This window comes from Thiothrix winogradskyi (genome assembly GCF_021650935.1).
Taxonomy (GTDB): domain Bacteria; phylum Pseudomonadota; class Gammaproteobacteria; order Thiotrichales; family Thiotrichaceae; genus Thiothrix; species Thiothrix winogradskyi.
In genome coordinates this window covers 473,818-488,729 of sequence record NZ_CP091244.1, presented here as the reverse complement: position 1 = coordinate 488,729, position 14,912 = coordinate 473,818, and the positions used below count along the sequence as shown (strand labels likewise).

The 14,912-nt window shown below is 50.1% G+C and carries 23 protein-coding genes and 1 pseudogene; 6 read left to right on the top strand and 18 right to left on the bottom strand.

The window, feature by feature from the left end; translation table 11 throughout:
* Nucleotides 1-67: 67 nt before the first annotated feature.
* Nucleotides 68-1,120: a CDP-6-deoxy-delta-3,4-glucoseen reductase gene (locus tag L2Y54_RS02720; RefSeq protein WP_236499684.1), complete on the top strand. Its 1,053-nt coding sequence runs from the start codon at nucleotides 68-70 to the stop codon at nucleotides 1,118-1,120.
* A 150-nt stretch (nucleotides 1,121-1,270) separates the two neighbouring features.
* A complete protein-coding gene (locus tag L2Y54_RS02715; protein WP_236499683.1) occupies nucleotides 1,271-1,690 on the top strand; it encodes a DUF4143 domain-containing protein in 420 nt (139 codons plus the stop codon).
* Nucleotides 1,691-1,824: 134 nt separating this feature from the next.
* Here the strand turns inward: L2Y54_RS02715 and L2Y54_RS02710 are convergent, their stop codons facing one another.
* Both L2Y54_RS02710 and L2Y54_RS02705 read right to left on the bottom strand, forming a co-directional pair.
* Complete coding sequence (locus L2Y54_RS02710) at nucleotides 1,825-2,229, bottom strand: type II toxin-antitoxin system VapC family toxin (protein WP_236499682.1); 405 nt, start codon at nucleotides 2,227-2,229, stop codon at nucleotides 1,825-1,827.
* The gene (locus L2Y54_RS02705; protein WP_236499681.1) at nucleotides 2,226-2,453 is read right to left on the bottom strand and encodes a type II toxin-antitoxin system Phd/YefM family antitoxin; all 228 of its coding nucleotides are present in this window, start codon (nucleotides 2,451-2,453) and stop codon (nucleotides 2,226-2,228) included. Before L2Y54_RS02705 ends, L2Y54_RS02710 begins: the two co-directional genes overlap by 4 nt.
* Nucleotides 2,454-2,581: 128 nt before the next feature.
* Between L2Y54_RS02705 and L2Y54_RS02700 the strand changes: the two genes are divergently transcribed.
* A complete protein-coding gene (locus tag L2Y54_RS02700) occupies nucleotides 2,582-3,835 on the top strand; it encodes an SUMF1/EgtB/PvdO family nonheme iron enzyme (RefSeq protein WP_236499680.1) in 1,254 nt (417 codons plus the stop codon).
* 30 nt (nucleotides 3,836-3,865) lie between these two features.
* Here L2Y54_RS02700 and L2Y54_RS02695 read toward each other — a convergent pair whose 3' ends face one another.
* Genes L2Y54_RS02695 through L2Y54_RS02685 form a run of 3 tightly spaced genes read right to left on the bottom strand, consistent with a single transcriptional unit; the run spans nucleotide 3,866 to nucleotide 5,761 of the window.
* Nucleotides 3,866-4,459, bottom strand: coding sequence for a DUF4166 domain-containing protein (locus L2Y54_RS02695; protein ID WP_236499679.1), 594 nt, complete (start codon nucleotides 4,457-4,459; stop codon nucleotides 3,866-3,868).
* A gap of 1 nt (nucleotide 4,460) precedes the next feature.
* Nucleotides 4,461-4,934 (bottom strand): DUF2269 family protein, encoded by a 474-nt coding sequence (locus L2Y54_RS02690; protein WP_236499678.1) that lies wholly within the window; start codon nucleotides 4,932-4,934, stop codon nucleotides 4,461-4,463.
* Nucleotides 4,922-5,761, bottom strand: a complete 840-nt coding sequence (locus L2Y54_RS02685; protein WP_236499677.1) for a complex I NDUFA9 subunit family protein — start codon at nucleotides 5,759-5,761, stop codon at nucleotides 4,922-4,924. Before L2Y54_RS02685 ends, L2Y54_RS02690 begins: the two co-directional genes overlap by 13 nt.
* Nucleotides 5,762-5,900: 139 nt before the next feature.
* Here L2Y54_RS02685 and L2Y54_RS02680 point away from each other — a divergent pair, with 139 nt between their 5' ends.
* Together L2Y54_RS02680 and L2Y54_RS02675 are read left to right on the top strand one after the other, a co-directional pair.
* Nucleotides 5,901-6,872: a bifunctional methionine sulfoxide reductase B/A protein gene (locus L2Y54_RS02680; protein WP_236499676.1), complete on the top strand. Its 972-nt coding sequence runs from the start codon at nucleotides 5,901-5,903 to the stop codon at nucleotides 6,870-6,872.
* Nucleotides 6,873-6,881: 9 nt separating this feature from the next.
* A complete protein-coding gene (locus L2Y54_RS02675) occupies nucleotides 6,882-7,241 on the top strand; it encodes a putative signal transducing protein (RefSeq protein WP_236499675.1) in 360 nt (119 codons plus the stop codon).
* Here the strand turns inward: L2Y54_RS02675 and vapB are convergent.
* From vapB to L2Y54_RS02645, 6 genes are all read right to left on the bottom strand, one after another.
* Nucleotides 7,220-7,441: a type II toxin-antitoxin system VapB family antitoxin gene (vapB, locus tag L2Y54_RS02670; protein ID WP_236499674.1), complete on the bottom strand. Its 222-nt coding sequence runs from the start codon at nucleotides 7,439-7,441 to the stop codon at nucleotides 7,220-7,222. The genes L2Y54_RS02675 and vapB overlap by 22 nt on opposite strands.
* 98 nt (nucleotides 7,442-7,539) lie before the next feature.
* Nucleotides 7,540-8,091, bottom strand: coding sequence for a hypothetical protein (locus L2Y54_RS02665; protein WP_236499673.1), 552 nt, complete (start codon nucleotides 8,089-8,091; stop codon nucleotides 7,540-7,542).
* A 3-nt stretch (nucleotides 8,092-8,094) separates the two neighbouring features.
* Nucleotides 8,095-9,267, bottom strand: a complete 1,173-nt coding sequence (locus L2Y54_RS02660) for an AAA family ATPase (RefSeq protein WP_236499672.1) — start codon at nucleotides 9,265-9,267, stop codon at nucleotides 8,095-8,097.
* A gap of 167 nt (nucleotides 9,268-9,434) precedes the next feature.
* On the bottom strand, nucleotides 9,435-9,839 hold the full coding sequence (locus L2Y54_RS02655; protein WP_236499671.1) for a hypothetical protein: 405 nt from the start codon (nucleotides 9,837-9,839) through the stop codon (nucleotides 9,435-9,437).
* Nucleotides 9,840-10,001: 162 nt separating this feature from the next.
* Nucleotides 10,002-10,268 carry a type II toxin-antitoxin system VapB family antitoxin gene (locus L2Y54_RS02650; RefSeq protein ID WP_236499670.1) on the bottom strand — a complete coding sequence of 89 codons (267 nt, stop codon included), beginning with the start codon at nucleotides 10,266-10,268 and terminating at the stop codon, nucleotides 10,002-10,004.
* A 135-nt stretch (nucleotides 10,269-10,403) separates the two neighbouring features.
* A complete protein-coding gene (locus L2Y54_RS02645; RefSeq protein WP_236499669.1) occupies nucleotides 10,404-10,808 on the bottom strand; it encodes a hypothetical protein in 405 nt (134 codons plus the stop codon).
* Nucleotides 10,809-10,924: 116 nt separating this feature from the next.
* Here L2Y54_RS02645 and L2Y54_RS02640 point away from each other — a divergent pair, with 116 nt between their 5' ends.
* Nucleotides 10,925-11,080, top strand: coding sequence for a PIN domain-containing protein (locus L2Y54_RS02640; RefSeq protein WP_236499668.1), 156 nt, complete (start codon nucleotides 10,925-10,927; stop codon nucleotides 11,078-11,080).
* Between the two features lie 146 nt (nucleotides 11,081-11,226).
* On the opposite strand, the gene L2Y54_RS21820 is transcribed toward L2Y54_RS02640, so the two are convergent.
* The 7 genes and pseudogenes from L2Y54_RS21820 to L2Y54_RS02610 form a co-directional block, all read right to left on the bottom strand.
* Nucleotides 11,227-11,442 (bottom strand): hypothetical protein, encoded by a 216-nt coding sequence (locus L2Y54_RS21820; protein WP_236496349.1) that lies wholly within the window; start codon nucleotides 11,440-11,442, stop codon nucleotides 11,227-11,229.
* A pseudogene (locus L2Y54_RS21815) lies at nucleotides 11,433-11,602 on the bottom strand (ISNCY-like element ISAtsp9 family transposase); the annotation flags it as partial. The pseudogene L2Y54_RS21815 and the gene L2Y54_RS21820, both read right to left, overlap by 10 nt.
* Before the next feature lie 310 nt (nucleotides 11,603-11,912).
* Nucleotides 11,913-12,074, bottom strand: a complete 162-nt coding sequence (locus L2Y54_RS02630) for a hypothetical protein (protein WP_236499665.1) — start codon at nucleotides 12,072-12,074, stop codon at nucleotides 11,913-11,915.
* A gap of 91 nt (nucleotides 12,075-12,165) precedes the next feature.
* On the bottom strand, nucleotides 12,166-12,585 hold the full coding sequence (locus L2Y54_RS02625; RefSeq protein WP_236498141.1) for a transposase family protein: 420 nt from the start codon (nucleotides 12,583-12,585) through the stop codon (nucleotides 12,166-12,168).
* 761 nt (nucleotides 12,586-13,346) lie between these two features.
* Nucleotides 13,347-14,387 (bottom strand): IS5 family transposase, encoded by a 1,041-nt coding sequence (locus tag L2Y54_RS02620; RefSeq protein ID WP_236497341.1) that lies wholly within the window; start codon nucleotides 14,385-14,387, stop codon nucleotides 13,347-13,349.
* Nucleotides 14,388-14,424: 37 nt separating this feature from the next.
* Nucleotides 14,425-14,664, bottom strand: coding sequence for a hypothetical protein (locus L2Y54_RS02615; RefSeq protein WP_236499664.1), 240 nt, complete (start codon nucleotides 14,662-14,664; stop codon nucleotides 14,425-14,427).
* Nucleotides 14,665-14,792: 128 nt separating this feature from the next.
* Nucleotides 14,793-14,909, bottom strand: coding sequence for a type II toxin-antitoxin system VapC family toxin (locus L2Y54_RS02610; protein ID WP_236499663.1), 117 nt, complete (start codon nucleotides 14,907-14,909; stop codon nucleotides 14,793-14,795).
* Nucleotides 14,910-14,912 lie beyond the last annotated feature (3 nt).

Here is a 14,912-nt window from a genome sequence, read left to right as displayed (position 1 = left end):
GGTGGAAAAATCTGGAGAATAGCACAAGCGATTCCTGCGCGTTACACTCTGCCGATTCGAGACTTTCATGGATACAGCAATGACTTTCAAGGTAACGGTTCAACCTTCGGGACACACATTTTGGGCAGAAGCTAACGAGGCAATTTTGGAGGCGGGTTTGCGCCAAGGCGTGGCGTTGCCTTACGGCTGTCGTGGCGGGGTGTGTGGTTCGTGTGCTGCCACCGTGCTGAGTGGGCAGGTGCATTACCCGTTTGGTGAACCGCAAGGGCTTGCGCCGTATGAGGAAGAACGCGGCAAAGCGTTTTTGTGCATGGCAGCCGCTATGAGCGATGTGGAATTGGATGCGCCGCGTGTGGGTTCTGAGCCGGACATTGAAATCAAAGCCTTACCGGTGCGGGTCGAAAAGCTGCGCAAATTGGCGGCGGATGTGATGGAGTTGACGCTGAAATTACCCGCGTCCGAACGCTTGCGTTTCCGAGCGGGGCAATACATCGACATTTTGCTGAAAGATGGCAAGCGGCGCGGTTTTTCACTGGCGAATGCGCCGTTTAACGATCAGTTTTTGGAATTGCATATTCGGCATGTGCCGGGTGGTTATTTCACCAGCCATGTGTTCAATGAGATGAAAGAAAAAGCTTTGCTGCGCATTGAGGGGCCGTTGGGGAGTTTTTACATTCGCGAATCCGAACGCCCGCTGATTTTGATGGGCGGTGGCACGGGGTTTGCGCCGCTAAAAGGCATGTTGGAACAGATGATGGCACAAGGGCTGGATAAGCCAGTGCACTTGTATTGGGGTGTGCGGGCTAAGGCGGATTTGTACATGGATAGCGTGGTACGCAGTTGGGTGTCGCGTCACCCGTTGCTGACTTACGTGCCAGTGTTGTCGGAGCCGTTGCCGGAAGATGCTTGGGCGGGGCGCACGGGCTGGGTACATGATGCGGTGGCGCGTGATTTCCCGGATTTGTCGGGGCATGATGTGTATTTGAGCGGCCCACCACCGATGGTGAATGCGGCGCAAACGGCGTTTTTGGCGCAGGGCTTGCCGGAAGCGCAGTTGTTTTACGATTCGTTTGAATACAGCCCGGATACGTTGAAGGCGATGCAGGGGAATGGCGGTTAAGGTTGGTGGCTAGTGTTTCGTGAAATATCGGAGTTGAACTCCAGATATTCAGATAGCGGAATTGACGGCGGCAGGGATTCGTTTCGATGATTTTGCGGAGTATATCCACCACGGATATTGCCGCCGTATTTTGAAAACTTTGGCAAGCGTGTGATTAAATCACCCAAATATTATTTTACCGATACCGGTTTGCTGAGTTATTTGCTGGATATTGAAAAAGCCGCGCAAGTAGCGCGTGACCCACTCATGGGTAGCTTGTTTGAAAATCTGGTGGTGTTGGAGGCGTTGAAGACACGCTATAACCAAGGTTTGACGGCAAATTTGTACTTTTTCCGCGATTACCAGGGCAATGAAATCGACTTGCTGTTCAAATCGGGTAGTCAATTGATGGGGGTGGAAATCAAGGCGGCAGCGACGTGGAATAGTAGCTTTAAGAAAGGTTTGCAGCGGTTTTCAGACACGAATGCAGCATTGACGCGCCGCTATGTGGTGTATAGCGGTGAGCGTATGGCGTTTAGTGATGGGGTTGAGGCGTTGCCGTATACGTCAGTGGCAGAAATTTTCAGCTAAAAGTCGCGGTCATGTGTCCACGTCAATTGTGCACTCACTGCGTGCGAAATTGGGTAAGCCAGATAAAGTCTGCAAAAGTTCGCGGATTTGGGTGTAGAGTTGTTCGGGCGCAGTGGCTATCAGTGTTGTGGACATCAGGTATCCTTTGAATGTTTCCAAATCACATCAACGCCGTAATCAGCAAAATGCCCGTCGGCACTGAGCAGCACCAACTGATCGCACAATGCCTGCGCAATCAGCAAGCGGTCAAACGGGGCACGGTGATGGAACGGCAGGGTTTGAACCTGTTGGCAGTGGTTCAGGCTGATCGGCAAAAGCTGGACAGCGTTGTCATCGCACCATGTTTTCAGGTGAGCCAATGCATTGTCGCCCAGCTCGATTTTGCCGAGACTCATCTTGATAGCGAGTTCCCAGAAGCTGGCAATGCTGATGAAAAGGGCATTGTTTTCGTCTTCGCAGATGGCTGTGACGGTGGCTGGCAGTTTGTCAGGGTTATCAACCAGCCATAGCAGGGTATGCGTATCCAATAATGCTCTCATGCCATGTATTCCTGAAAATCCTCCAGCGGTGCGTCGAAATCATCAGCGATATGTTTGACCAAGCCGCGTAGTGAACCGAGCTTGCGCTTGGCGGGGGGCTTGGTGAGTGCTTGCAGGCGCACCACGGGCTGATTATTGCGGGCAATGATGACTTCCTCTCCGTTCAGCACGCATTGTATGAGGTGGGAAAGCTGGGTTTTGGCTTCGTGGATGTTGACTTGCATGGTTCGCCCCTTGGTTAGTCATAACTTTAGCTAAGCTGTTGGGTGCTGGCAAGTACAAAGGTCGTTCACATCCAGCCGTTAGTCTGCTATTAATGCAGCATTTCTTTCAATCAGCCGACCTTTATCTCATGCCCAAAGCCTTTATCAGTTATGCCCGCGATGGCAGCTACGGTGAAAACCTTGCTACCGAAATTCAGCAGCAGTTGCAGGCGGCTGGCTTTGCTGTGTTCCGTGATGTGATTGGGTTGAAACCCGGTGATGTGTGGTATCACAAGCTAGAGTTTGAACTCGAAAGCAGCGATGTGATGGTGCTGGTGGTTTCTGAGAAAGTGCGCACGTCCAAGTGGGTGCATAACGAAGTCAGCATGGCGGAGGAAATCGGCATTCCGGTGATTCCGGTGCTGGCGGAGAAAGTGCGGTATCCGTTGTGGTTGCGGCATTTGCAGAGCTTGGATTTTTGCGGGGCGGTGGATTGGAGTTTGTTGTTGGGGGCGCTTGGGCATCATGTGGGAAGAACCCTCACCCCCCAGCCCCCTCTCCCAGAGGTAGAGGGGGAGCAAGAAATACTCTCTCTTAGCCCCTCTACCTCTGGGAGAGGGGTTGGGGTGAGGGAAATCCCCGTGTGGGCAAACGATGCAGGGCATGATCAATACGGGCGTTACGCGGATTTGGTGGTGAAAGGCATTACCCAGAAGTTTCGCTGGATTGAGCCGGGGACGTTCTGGATGGGGTCGCCAGAATCCGAGCAGGAATATTTCAGTGATGAAACCCTGCATCAGGTGACGCTGATGAAAGGTTTTTGGTTAGCCGATACTGCTTGTACGCAATTTCTATGGACTGCGGTACTGGATAATAATCCTGCTCATTTTACTGATGATGCTAATAATCCTGTAGAGAAAGTAAGCTGGGAGGATACTCAGACGTTCCTGAGAAAATTGAATACCCGCCTTTCTGGAGTGAATGCACGTCTTCCGACTGAAGCGGAATGGGAATATGCCTGCCGTGCTGGAACTAATACCCCGTTTTCTTTCGGTGACAATATTACGCCCCGACAAGTTAACTACAACGGTAGATATCCTTGCACTAATGGCAAGATAGGCTTGAGTCGGCAAAGAACCGTTTCAGTCAAGTCATTTCCCGCCAACGCTTGGGGCTTATACGAAATGCACGGCAATGTATGGGAATGGTGTCAGGATTGGTATGGTGATTATCCGGCGTATCCTGTTACTAATCCGGGGGGGGCACAAGCAGGCACTATGCGTATCGTGCGAGGTGGATCGTGGCTGCACCGCTGTGAGCGCGGGCGTTCTGCTTACCGTGAAAGACACAATCCCATTTCCAGTGCTTGTCACCGTGGCTTCCGACTTGCCCTTGGACTTTGAACTCAGACCAGCAGTGCAGTGGTTTCAGTTTCAGGCTAATGATTTCGTCCGAAACTTCCCAGCATACCGATAAACTTCCCCAAACCACGGATGCGTCAGCCGAAAATCCATCGCAAAGTTGGCGTTATCCAGCGCCGTTTCCACGACGGTGGTATGCCCCAGCACCAGCCATTCGGGGATAGGCAGCAGCACGCTGCCCAGCTTCAGCACGTAATGCCTGCCCGCGTAGTTCAACTTGCCGTCTTTCACCGTGACCGCCATGCGCATCCCCACGAAAGGATTGATGTACTCGATCAATTCATTACCGCCCGCGTACACACAGACGCTGTTGAACAGGATTTCCTGCCCATCGGGAAAGTGCAGGGTGCGTTTCCAGCGTTGGATACTGCCCTCCATCCAAGTCTCTACCGTGATCGGAACGGCTTTGCCGCGCCGGTTAACCAGCGCCCCCAGCAAGCGCATGAAGCTGAGGTAGGGCTGCATAAAGCCCGGATATTCAATATCCAGTTCACCAACCTCGGTATTGGGGTCGTGCTGGTAATGTGCCTGCAAGGTGGGCGGCAATTGTTCCCACTGTGCGCCAAGGGCTTGCTGCATCAAGGGTTTGCGTGTGTTTGTGTCCATCTCAGTCTCCGAAATTTGTTTTGAATACCATCAGGAACACCACCAGCATCATCGCGATAAACGCCGGTACACCCAGCCAGAACCAGAGGCGTGCATAGTGCCAGTATTGCGCAGGCAACACGGTTTGGGAAATGAGTGCGGCGTCGGCAAGGTTGCGCATCTGAATTTGCAGCCACACCACCGGCAACCAGCACACACCCGCAATGACATACAGAGCAAGGCTGAGCGCAATCCACGGCGTTGCCAGCGGCAAACCCAGCAGATACACCATCCCCAACCCGCTCAACGGCTGGAAAATTACCGTCGGTGTGGTGAAAATCCAATCTGCCAGCACCACATGGCGATTGACCACCGCGATGTGTGCCAGATTGCCGCTACGATCCGCCATCCACTTATAGAACGCACTGCCCAAACCCGTTCCAAACAGCAGCACCATGCTCAAAATGTGCAAGTATTTCAAACTCAGATATAGCATAAGCCTTCCTCCACACTCAGCGGCATCCTGCCCAAAAACGCCACCAACGGCGCTACGTCAGCGACATTGCCGCGTTGTAACATGCGTAAATTATCCGGGTGCAACAGCGGCATAACGAATCGCCCGACGTGCGCACTTGCCATGACTGCGGCAAACGGAATCGCCAGCGTGGGGGCAGGACGTTTACCGGCAGCACGGCGCAACTGTTGCAACCATTCCACGAACGTCAACGGCTGCGCACCCACCACATCCAAGGTGCGTTGCGCCGGAAGTGCCTGCAAACACTGGAACACGGTTGCCACCACATCGCTAATGTGCACGGGTTGCACCCGGTATTGCCCATCGCCGACCAGCGGAATCACTGGCAAACGGGCAAGGCGTTGGAACAATGCCATGCTTGCCCCGCCTTGCCCGTAAACCAGCGAAGGGCGCAACACCACCCCTTCCAGCGGCAAGCGGCGCAATACCTCATCTGCCGCGTACTTGCTTAACTGGTACGGGGTAAACGCCTGTGCATCCGCACCCAAGGCGGAAATTTGCACCATGCGACGAATCCCCGCCTGTTCACACGCCCAAAATAACGCTGCTGGGGCGCGGTGATGCAGTTTTTCAAAGGTTTGCCCACGGGTTTCAGCAATAATGCCCACGCTATTGATCACCGCATCCACACCTTGCAAAAGGGGTAGCCACGCCTCCGGCGTTAACAGGGTTTGCATATCCTGCCCATTACGGCGCGAAACCGGCATGACCTGATGTCCCCCAGCGGTTAACGCTTGCGCAAGGTGATGACCGATAAAGCCGCTTGCACCTGTGAGTAGAATGTTCATCGGGACTTTTTCCGCACACCGTTGATCGAAGCCTTAGTGTAAACTGATGGGCAATGTTATGCCTGCTGGGAACAGTGTATTTTGTGTTTCGGGATAAGCTGTAGAAAACTACAGGTCTACATTCAAGGAGTACGCCGACATGCTTAATTGGAATGATGTGATTCGCTTTGCGGATACGGGTAATCCCGCCCCTGAACGCACGGTCAGGAAAACGGATGCCGAGTGGCGGGCGCAATTGAGCGCAGAGGCGTACCACGTTACCCGCAACAAGGGAACCGAGCGCCCGTTCAGTTCCGGCATGTGCAATCTGTTTGAGCCGGGGCTGTATAGCTGTGTCTGCTGTGGCACGCTGCTGTTTGATGCCAGTGAAAAATTTGAGTCGGGCACGGGCTGGCCTTCGTTTACCCAGCCGGTCACGCCCAATGCGATTGCCTACCATGCTGACCGTTCGCACGGCATGACGCGTGTCGAAACTACCTGCAATACCTGCGAAGCGCATCTGGGGCATGTGTTCCCTGATGGCCCCGCACCCAGCGGTTTGCGTTACTGCATGAATGCGGTCGCCCTGCAAAAAGTGACGGTGGAACTGGAAACAGCTACGTTCGGCGGCGGCTGTTTCTGGTGTACCGAGGCGATGTTCCGCGAACTGGCGGGCGTGCATTCGGCAGTAAGCGGTTACAGCGGCGGGCAGGTGGACAACCCCAACTACCGGCAGGTTTGCAACGGTTCGACGGGTCACGCGGAAGTGATTCAGGTGTTGTTTGACCCGACTGTCATCAGCTACCGCGATTTGCTGGAAATTCACCTAGAAACCCATGACCCGACCACCTTGAACCGCCAAGGTGCGGACAAAGGAACCCAGTACCGCAGCGTGATTTTCACCCATGATGCCACGCAAAAACAGGTGGCGGCAGAAGTCCTCAAAGCGTTACAGCCGGAATTCAACGCCCCAATCGTGACCGAGATTGCCGACTTTACCCAGTTCTACCAAGCAGAAGATTACCATCAAGACTATTACAATCTGAATGAAGGCGCGGGCTATTGCCAAATAGTCATTAGCCCAAAACTGCGTAAATTCCGCGAAAAGTTCCGAGCAAAACTGACCAAATGAAGCGTTTCTATGAAAATAGTTTATCGTGCTGCCAATTTAATCGAGGCTGATATTGTCGCAGGAATGTTGCAGAGTCGCGGAATTGAGGCGGAAGTGGGTGGTCGTTACTTGCAATCGGCGGTAGGCGATGCGGCTGTGCATGATTTCGCACGGGTGCTGGTCAGCGAGCAGCAATACGACGAAGCGTTGGCGGTGGTGGCTGAATATGACAGCACGTCAGTGGGTAGTGTTTCGAGCGACGATAAAGACCCGTCATTTGCAGCGCTGGGGATTTTTAGTAAGCCAGTGCTGTTTTGGTTGGTGCTGCTGTTGTTCATGCTCTGGTTTGTGCTGGGCATTCCGGGTTTTCAGTCATGGGTGGCGATGTGAGGGCGTTCTGCCATGAAATCATCGTCGGCACTGGGGATCTCGGCAAACGATGTCCAGCTTTTGCGCTTGGGCGTGATAATGAGCGTATCGCCTTCGCGCCGAATCAGCACTTCATTAATACCTTCAAACTGGAAAATGCGTGGGATGCGGACGGCTTGGCTTTGTCCGTTTTTGCATAATCTGGCGGCTATGGCAGTCATGGCGATACCCTCTTATTTGGAACTTTGAGGTTAGCATATGCCTTGTATGTATGGGGGTTCAAGCGCGGTTGAATGCCATAAAAATGAGAAAATAACAGTCAACAGGCAATTTTCTTGAACTGTATACACTTTGCCCAACTGATTCTTAATGGATAACCGGGATTGTTATGTCGTTCCCCCTGTGGCGCGGTTTGCTCGATTTCTGTTTTTTGTTTTGTTCCCCCAGTGTGTCTGACAGAGATAAAACGCTTCTGATATTGTGCAAGGAAATCACGCTCCTGAAAAAACTCACGTCCGATAATTTGGCAATATTCAAATGCGCATAATGCACCTTTTAATTGATTTACAATGTCTACAGCCGGAGCGTTGCTACGTTTCATTTCAATGAAAAGTACTTTTTTCTCTTGTTCAGAGATGATCACGTAATCAGCGCGTTTGCATTCGCCTGATTTACCTTGAAATAACCCCTGATTATTGAATGCTCTGTCTAAATCAATAACCAGTGCATCAGCGGGAATTTTGTGAATTTCAATAAAGGAGTCAGGGGACTGGTTTTCAATCAATATGACTTTTTTGCTTTCATAGTGATTCTCTAAAGAAATCAAAATGCTAGGTTGTAGCATACGTTGTAACACAGATGTATCAGACATAACTTATCCCCAAACAATTTCATCTTGCAGACGGTTCATGTCTTCAATGGTGTCATTGAAAGAGGTTAGCTCAATACCACTGTCACTGGTGATTTTGGCAGGGATGAGTGTGTAACTTATTTTGTCTGTCACTCGCTCATCAACAGTCGTCATGTAAACGTTTAATTGTTCTGGCTTTAGCAACTCAGTCGGCTGATAACCTTCTCGCTGGGCTAATGCCTGTAAACGTTCATCAGATTTATTGAGTAATAGCAGGGTGTTAAACTCTTTAATAATATAATCACTGTGCGTTGTAATAAATACACGAATACCGTGATTGACTAACATAGCAAATAAACGGGCTATTTTACGTTGGTTTTCTGGATGGAGATTTAGTTCTGGTTCATCTACCATCAACAAATCACCTTTCTGGGCAAGGTGACGTAAATAAAAACCGATTTCGACTAAAGAACGTACAGTACTAGAACTTTCTGCTAATGAAAGATTTAATTCGGGTTGATTGCTAGGGCTATAGCTTATCCCTCCTGCTGTATTGATTGCATACTCTCCACCTGCAATATCGTCAAAAGCTTGCAATACTTCAGGATGTTCTTGCGTAAATATACTCTGTTTGTTGACAATATTTGGCAAGTCACGAATAAAATCAATGTTGTGTTTTACGGGGAGGGGGTATTCAGCCGTAAAGTGTCCTAATAACTGCTGAGGATTAACATTCGTTTCCTTGAGGATGTCGATCAAACGACTTCTCGTAAAATCTACTTCACGCTGGAATAGTGCTGCACCAGTGCGTTCTGCACTCGCAATAAAGACGTTGGGTAGTGTCTTAACATTTTTTGATTTAACAGAAGGTGTTTCATAAATATCATCATCTAAATAGAAAGTGCTGTTTTTAAATTTATTTTTTCCGCCCACAAATATTTTTGAAATCCAATTGCTGCTATATTCCATACAGGCAACATGTAATAAGCGGCGAGCGTATGTTTCTAATGGATGCATGTCAAAGCCAGGGATGGGCGACACCTCTGGCCATCCACTATGCCAGTAATCTAGAAATCCATAAGTAGCGTAAGTAATGTAAGTCTTTCCTGTATTATTACGCCCGCAGATGACTGTTAAATCACCTACGGTGAAATTTGCCTCTTGGATTGGTCCCAAGTTTTTCAGCGTAATGTCCATGTGCTACCTATCTTAACCTCTACTCGATAGCGATGACTGTAGCACATTTGACTATTGTTATTCAGCGCACTCTATCGACTGCGCTGCTTGGGCTTGCCAGCGCAAATTCGCAACGTCCGCCCGCACGCTCAATAATCGCGCTTTGTTCCGCGCTGGAAAGATGGCGTTTAGACATAAGGTGCTGGTGTCTGAATCCCTAACTGTTGCATTAGCGTATCCAGTGGTACGTTGCGCAGTTGGGCAAGTTCAAATAAATGCTGCATCCGTTCGGCATCTGCCAGTTCGACAACATCCACCAAGGTTAGTAAGTGAGTATGTTCGTCTGGTGTAATATTCTCATCGCGCAATTTTTGGCTGAGTTCCTGATAGTCTGCCAGCGTTTGCGCGGGCAACGGCGTATTGATTTGTTGCAGCAATACCGCTTCCCGTTGCGGGATACTGGGTGCTTTGCGGCGTGCTAACAGGATACCAACTTGCGAAAAGAAGCGTTCCAGCTCTGGCGTGTCGAGCATTTCAACGCCGCGCAACACCTGATCCAGTTCAATAGCTGAATTGACTTGCAATGTGGTCATGGCATGGGGTCATCCTACGGTTAAGAAGCTGATAGCGAGAACTTTAAAACAAGATGACAGGTGTTGTCGAATACTGAAAGTCGTTGGGCACCACATGCCGCCCCTAGGGTTGGCAGTGGACGTTGGGTGATCTAGCCTATCAAAACCAGACACATCAACTTATCATGCGCTGGGCATCCCGTAATCGTCGTAACCCAGAATCTCATCGGGTGTGCGTCGATCAAGCAGAGGCAATGCGGCACAACGTTTGGCAATGGTTAACAAGCGTTCTTTGAGTGCGATTTGAGAAGGTGCTTGCACCGTTTCCGTTGTTTCGGGCATCAGCATGATGACCTTCACCTGCCGATTTTTGCTGATACGCTGGAGCAGATGTGCGGGAATTTCCAGCGTATTGCCTTTTACAAAGGATTCAAACTCTACTGCGTACATAACCGTTTACCTGTCAAAGGTGTCAGATGATGATACTACGCTTGTTGGTTTGCGGCTATCTGCCGCCGCGCTGCTTGGGCTTGCTGGTCGGCTTGGGCTTGCCACCCACATCCGCCCGCGTTTTCGGCGTAGCGTTTAGATATAAGGTGTTGGTGTCTGAATCCCTAACTGTTGCATTAGCGTATCCAGTGGTACGTTGCGCAGTTGGGCAAGCTCAAATAAATGCTGCATCCGTTCGGCATCTGCCAGTTCGACAACATCCACCAAGGTTAGTAAGTGAGCATGTTCGGCTGGCGTAATATTCTCATCGCGCAATTTTTGGCTGAGATCCTGATAGTCTGCCAGCGTTTGCGCGGGCAACGGTGTGTTGATTTGTTGCAGCAATATTGCTTCCCGTTGCGGGATACTGGGTGCTTTGCGGCGTGCTAACAAGATACCGACTTGCGAAAAGAAACGTTCCAACTCTGGCGTGTCGAGCATTTCAACACCGCGCAACACCTGATCCAGTTCAATAGCTGAATTGACTTGCAATGTGGTCATGGCATGGGGTCATCCTACGGTTAAGAAGCTGATAGCGAGAACTTTAAAACAAGATGACAGGTGTTGTCGAATACTGAAAGTCGTTTACTCTCAATAGTTTCCTCAAATACATTCAAGTGCTGGATTGGGGCGAAGAGCAATCGCAAGAAGCGGCGTTGGTGCGCTGCGAATTAATGCAGTTGGGGCAACCGATTGGGCATTATGATACGTTGATTGCAGCACATGTCCGCTCGTTGCAAGCAACGTCAGCAATTCCCGCTATCCATCGGTAATCAGAGCTTCGCAGACCTGCGAGGGCTTTGATTTTTACGGGCACAACCATACCCTCCAAGCCCTGAAAGCCTGCCCGAATACCGCCTGACTTTTGCATAACCCAACACCCTGTTGGAAAACCCCAGCGTACCCTCAAGCCTGATTTTCATCCGCTGCGAATGCCTTTGGGTGTCAGGTCAGCATGTTCATAACCCCAAATGATGGCAGCATAGAAGGACTCCCAATCGCTAATCAGATGCTCACGGAACATCCCACGCATCTTCTCCCACAATGCGGTACGGCTCTGTAAGCGGGTGCGGGCGGCTTGGAAGTACTGGCAGCAAGCTTCCTGAATCTGGTCGATCAGGAAGGCCAACATCATCAGGGTGGCGAACACAGTGGAAAGATGTTGCTTGCCATGACCGTAATTATGTTCGAGGTTGTAACCGAGGATTTTTAAGGGTGTTAAAGGTTTCGTTCTCCACCTTCCAGCGGGAACAGGCTGCGCGTACCACATCCGCCACGTTGTCGGCGGTGAGGGGATGTCAGTCACGCAGTCATAGATAAAGGTTGTACCGTCGGGGCGTTCCTCCCAATAGTCGATGTAGTTGACCCGCACGTCTTGGTTGGCATGGTTGAGCGGGATGTCGTTGGCATAACGGTAGCCACACCGTAACTTTTTGCTCGTCGTGCCTGCCAATTCTTGGGTACTGCCATTGGCTAACCCGTCCAATACCGTCTTCAGTAATAGGCTGCCACTACGGGCTTTGGCGGTAATGATAAAGCTGTAACCGTTTGACTTCAGAAGACGGATGTGCGGTGCATTGCAGGAAAGGGCATCTTGCAGCAGGATCATCTCCATGCGCGGGAAGTCTTGGCGCAACTGGGGATGAGCCGTTTAGAGGCATTGTGTTCGCAATCATTTTTCTTGCTGCCATCCTGCTTGGTGATGGCCTCTCGGAAAAAGGGTAATACGGTATTCTTGTCAGGGTGAACCAGCACTGCCGCCAGCATCTGGTGGTAATACTCCTCACGTCCGTCCTTGTGTGTCTTAATGCAACAATCCGGGCAAGAGATAGCCCCAGAGCTAAAAATACCTGTTCCATCAATACTGACTAAATACTTTCCTGAGAAAACGGTAGCCTTCCAGTATGCCTTGCCGTTGCAGTTCCTGATGGATGGCGCGGAACACCGGGCGCAGACGCTGCGGTTTTACCCCGTCCAATACCGTGCGCATTTGGCTGTCACAGGGAGCATCGGGGATGCCAAACAGGGTTTTCAGGTTGTGCCGTCGTGCCTTGTCCCCGCGCTGTTTGTCAAACTGCAACAGTGAGCCGTCTTTCAACGAAAATAGGGCAAGCCCTGACATCAGCACGTCAACCAAGGGATAGTCGGGTTTGGTTTTGCGGTGGTCAGTGACTTCACTGAAACAGCCGCGCACACGTTCCAGCAATCCGGGGACTGAGAGGGTCTTGCGTAGCTTCAGGCTACCAACAAGAGGCAGGGGAGGTGGTTTTGCAGGCATTTCGTTGCACAGTGACTCGTTTTACAAGACCATGATTATACAGTCATTTTAAGATCGGCGGGAATTGCTGAAGCAACGTTGGTGACGCATAATATCCGCGAGTTTGAGCGGGTGCAGGAGCTGTTGTTGGAGGATTGGGAGTTGTGATTTTACACAAAGAAGAATCAGGGGCTACCCCCGATTCTTCTTTTTTGATTTAGCCGAAGCAGTATTTATTTCAATTTTATTCAGACTGGTTGGGTATATGAATTATCTCTGTTATTACAAAGCGATGAAAGCACGTTGCATGTTGACATTCAAAACCAGTTTTTTCTATTATTTGACCATCAGGAGTTCTTGAGCTTTTTGATGGCGAATATACTTTTGTTGTTATTACGCCACATTTTGGACACTTTGTAGAATTCATCCATTCAGCCCTACTTCACGGGAATGTGCAAATACTAGGCTGAAGGTTTTTATTGAGCTAATCAAATGTCGATCGATCAATCCATTTTCGTAACTTAGTGAATAGTCACCTATTAGTGTAGTGCCATCGTCATCAGGTTCATTAAGGCTGAATCTTACGAGAGCTAAATCATCATTCATCTTATTTATTATTTTCAACATATTGGGAACCTCTAAAAACCCGGCGTATTGCAACGGTTAGCGTTGGTCTATCGACATTTTGTTAAAAAAACACCAACCCATCTCAATTTTTAGCACACCAAGCCACAATCAGGTGGTTTTTCCGCATTTTTGCTGTTTTTTCGGGAATTTCTCCATCAAATGGGCACAACTCCGCCCTCTTTGAGTGAACAAAGCCGCCGCAAGTTATACACGGTTGCCTTAATGCTGAGGCCGAATACTGCCCGTGCCAACCCGATGCTGCGGATGGCTTTGCCTCCCATCGCACAGATTGACCCAAACACATGCTCAACCCGTGCGCGGGGTCTGGCGATGCGGGTGTTGCGGCGCTTCTGGCAGTCGGATTGCGGCTTGCCTTTCTTGGCTTTGTGCTGGATGTGTAACCGCCAGCTACCTTGGTTGAGGCGTTGTTCACGGGATTGGTCTTCGTAACCTTTGTCCGCCCATACGTCACGGCTGGTGTTGGCTCGGTCAAGCACCGCTTCAAAATGGTTGGTGTCATGTTCTTTGGCGGTGCTGATGTGGTGTTTGCGGATGAGTTTGTATTTCCGATCGGCACTGATACTGAGTTTGTAGCCGTGGTAACTTTTACCGTGTTTTTTCGTCCAGCTTGCTTCCGTATCCTTTTGGCGACGTTGGGCAGGTGTCCAGTCAGCAGGTGTTGCCGCTTGTTCCAACAGCGCTTTTTCTTCTTTGTGGAAATGTTGTTTAGGGGCTTCCACCAGCGTGGCATCAACGATTTGACCACCACGGGCAATAAAACCGTGTTGTTGTAATTGCCGTTGGACGGCATCAAACAGGGCATCCGCACCACCTGCCGCACTGATCCGTTCACGGAATACCCACAAGGTATTGGCATCCGGGATCGTGCTGGAATGACGCAGGCCACAAAACCGTTGGAACGACAGCCGGTCAAGCAATTGGTATTCCAATGCCTCGTCCGACAGGTTGTACAGGTGTTGCAACACCAAGACCCGTACCATCAGTTCCGTTGGGTAGGGTGGACGGCCTCCTCGCTTGTCACTGGGGCGTGGGGCGATGTGGTCGATTTCTCCTGCCAAGGCGACAAAGTTGACGTGCTGGTTCAGGGTGGACAGCAGGTCGCCCTTGCGGTCGAGTTTCTGTTCACGCTCTTCGGCGGCAAACAGACTGGTTTTGATGGCACTTTTCTTGGGCATGGCTAGTAACGGGGCGGTGGCTCAGATGAGCATTTTCTCACATTTGTGTGGGTATCAGTGGGTTTTTAGAGGTTCCCATATTGTCTGTGTTGCGATTAGAAAACGCCATAAAACCTAAAAAATGAATTCTTTTGCGATCTGTAGCTATTTCAATCACTACATTAATGTCATTTTCATTCACGATAATTCGATTATCGTTTTTTTCAAAATCAAGATATGCATTATCAAAAAGCTCTGCCAGCTTTGAAAGGGTAATTTGTTTTTCATCGAGTATCATGACACTACCTTTTTAGTTATTTATTCTTCTTATGATAGTTGCTTGCTTGCTTGCTTGCTTGCTTGCTTGCTTGCTTGCTTGCTATAGCCACTTATCTGAAAATTAAAGAGGGTAGTCTCGATTTATTTTCAATCAACCAAGTGAGGCATCAGGTATACCGGATCACCGGCAATCGCTTCAATCAAGCGTGCTGCTTCTGGCTCATTTTCAAGGATGGCAATCAAAACCGACGAATCAATCATCATGCG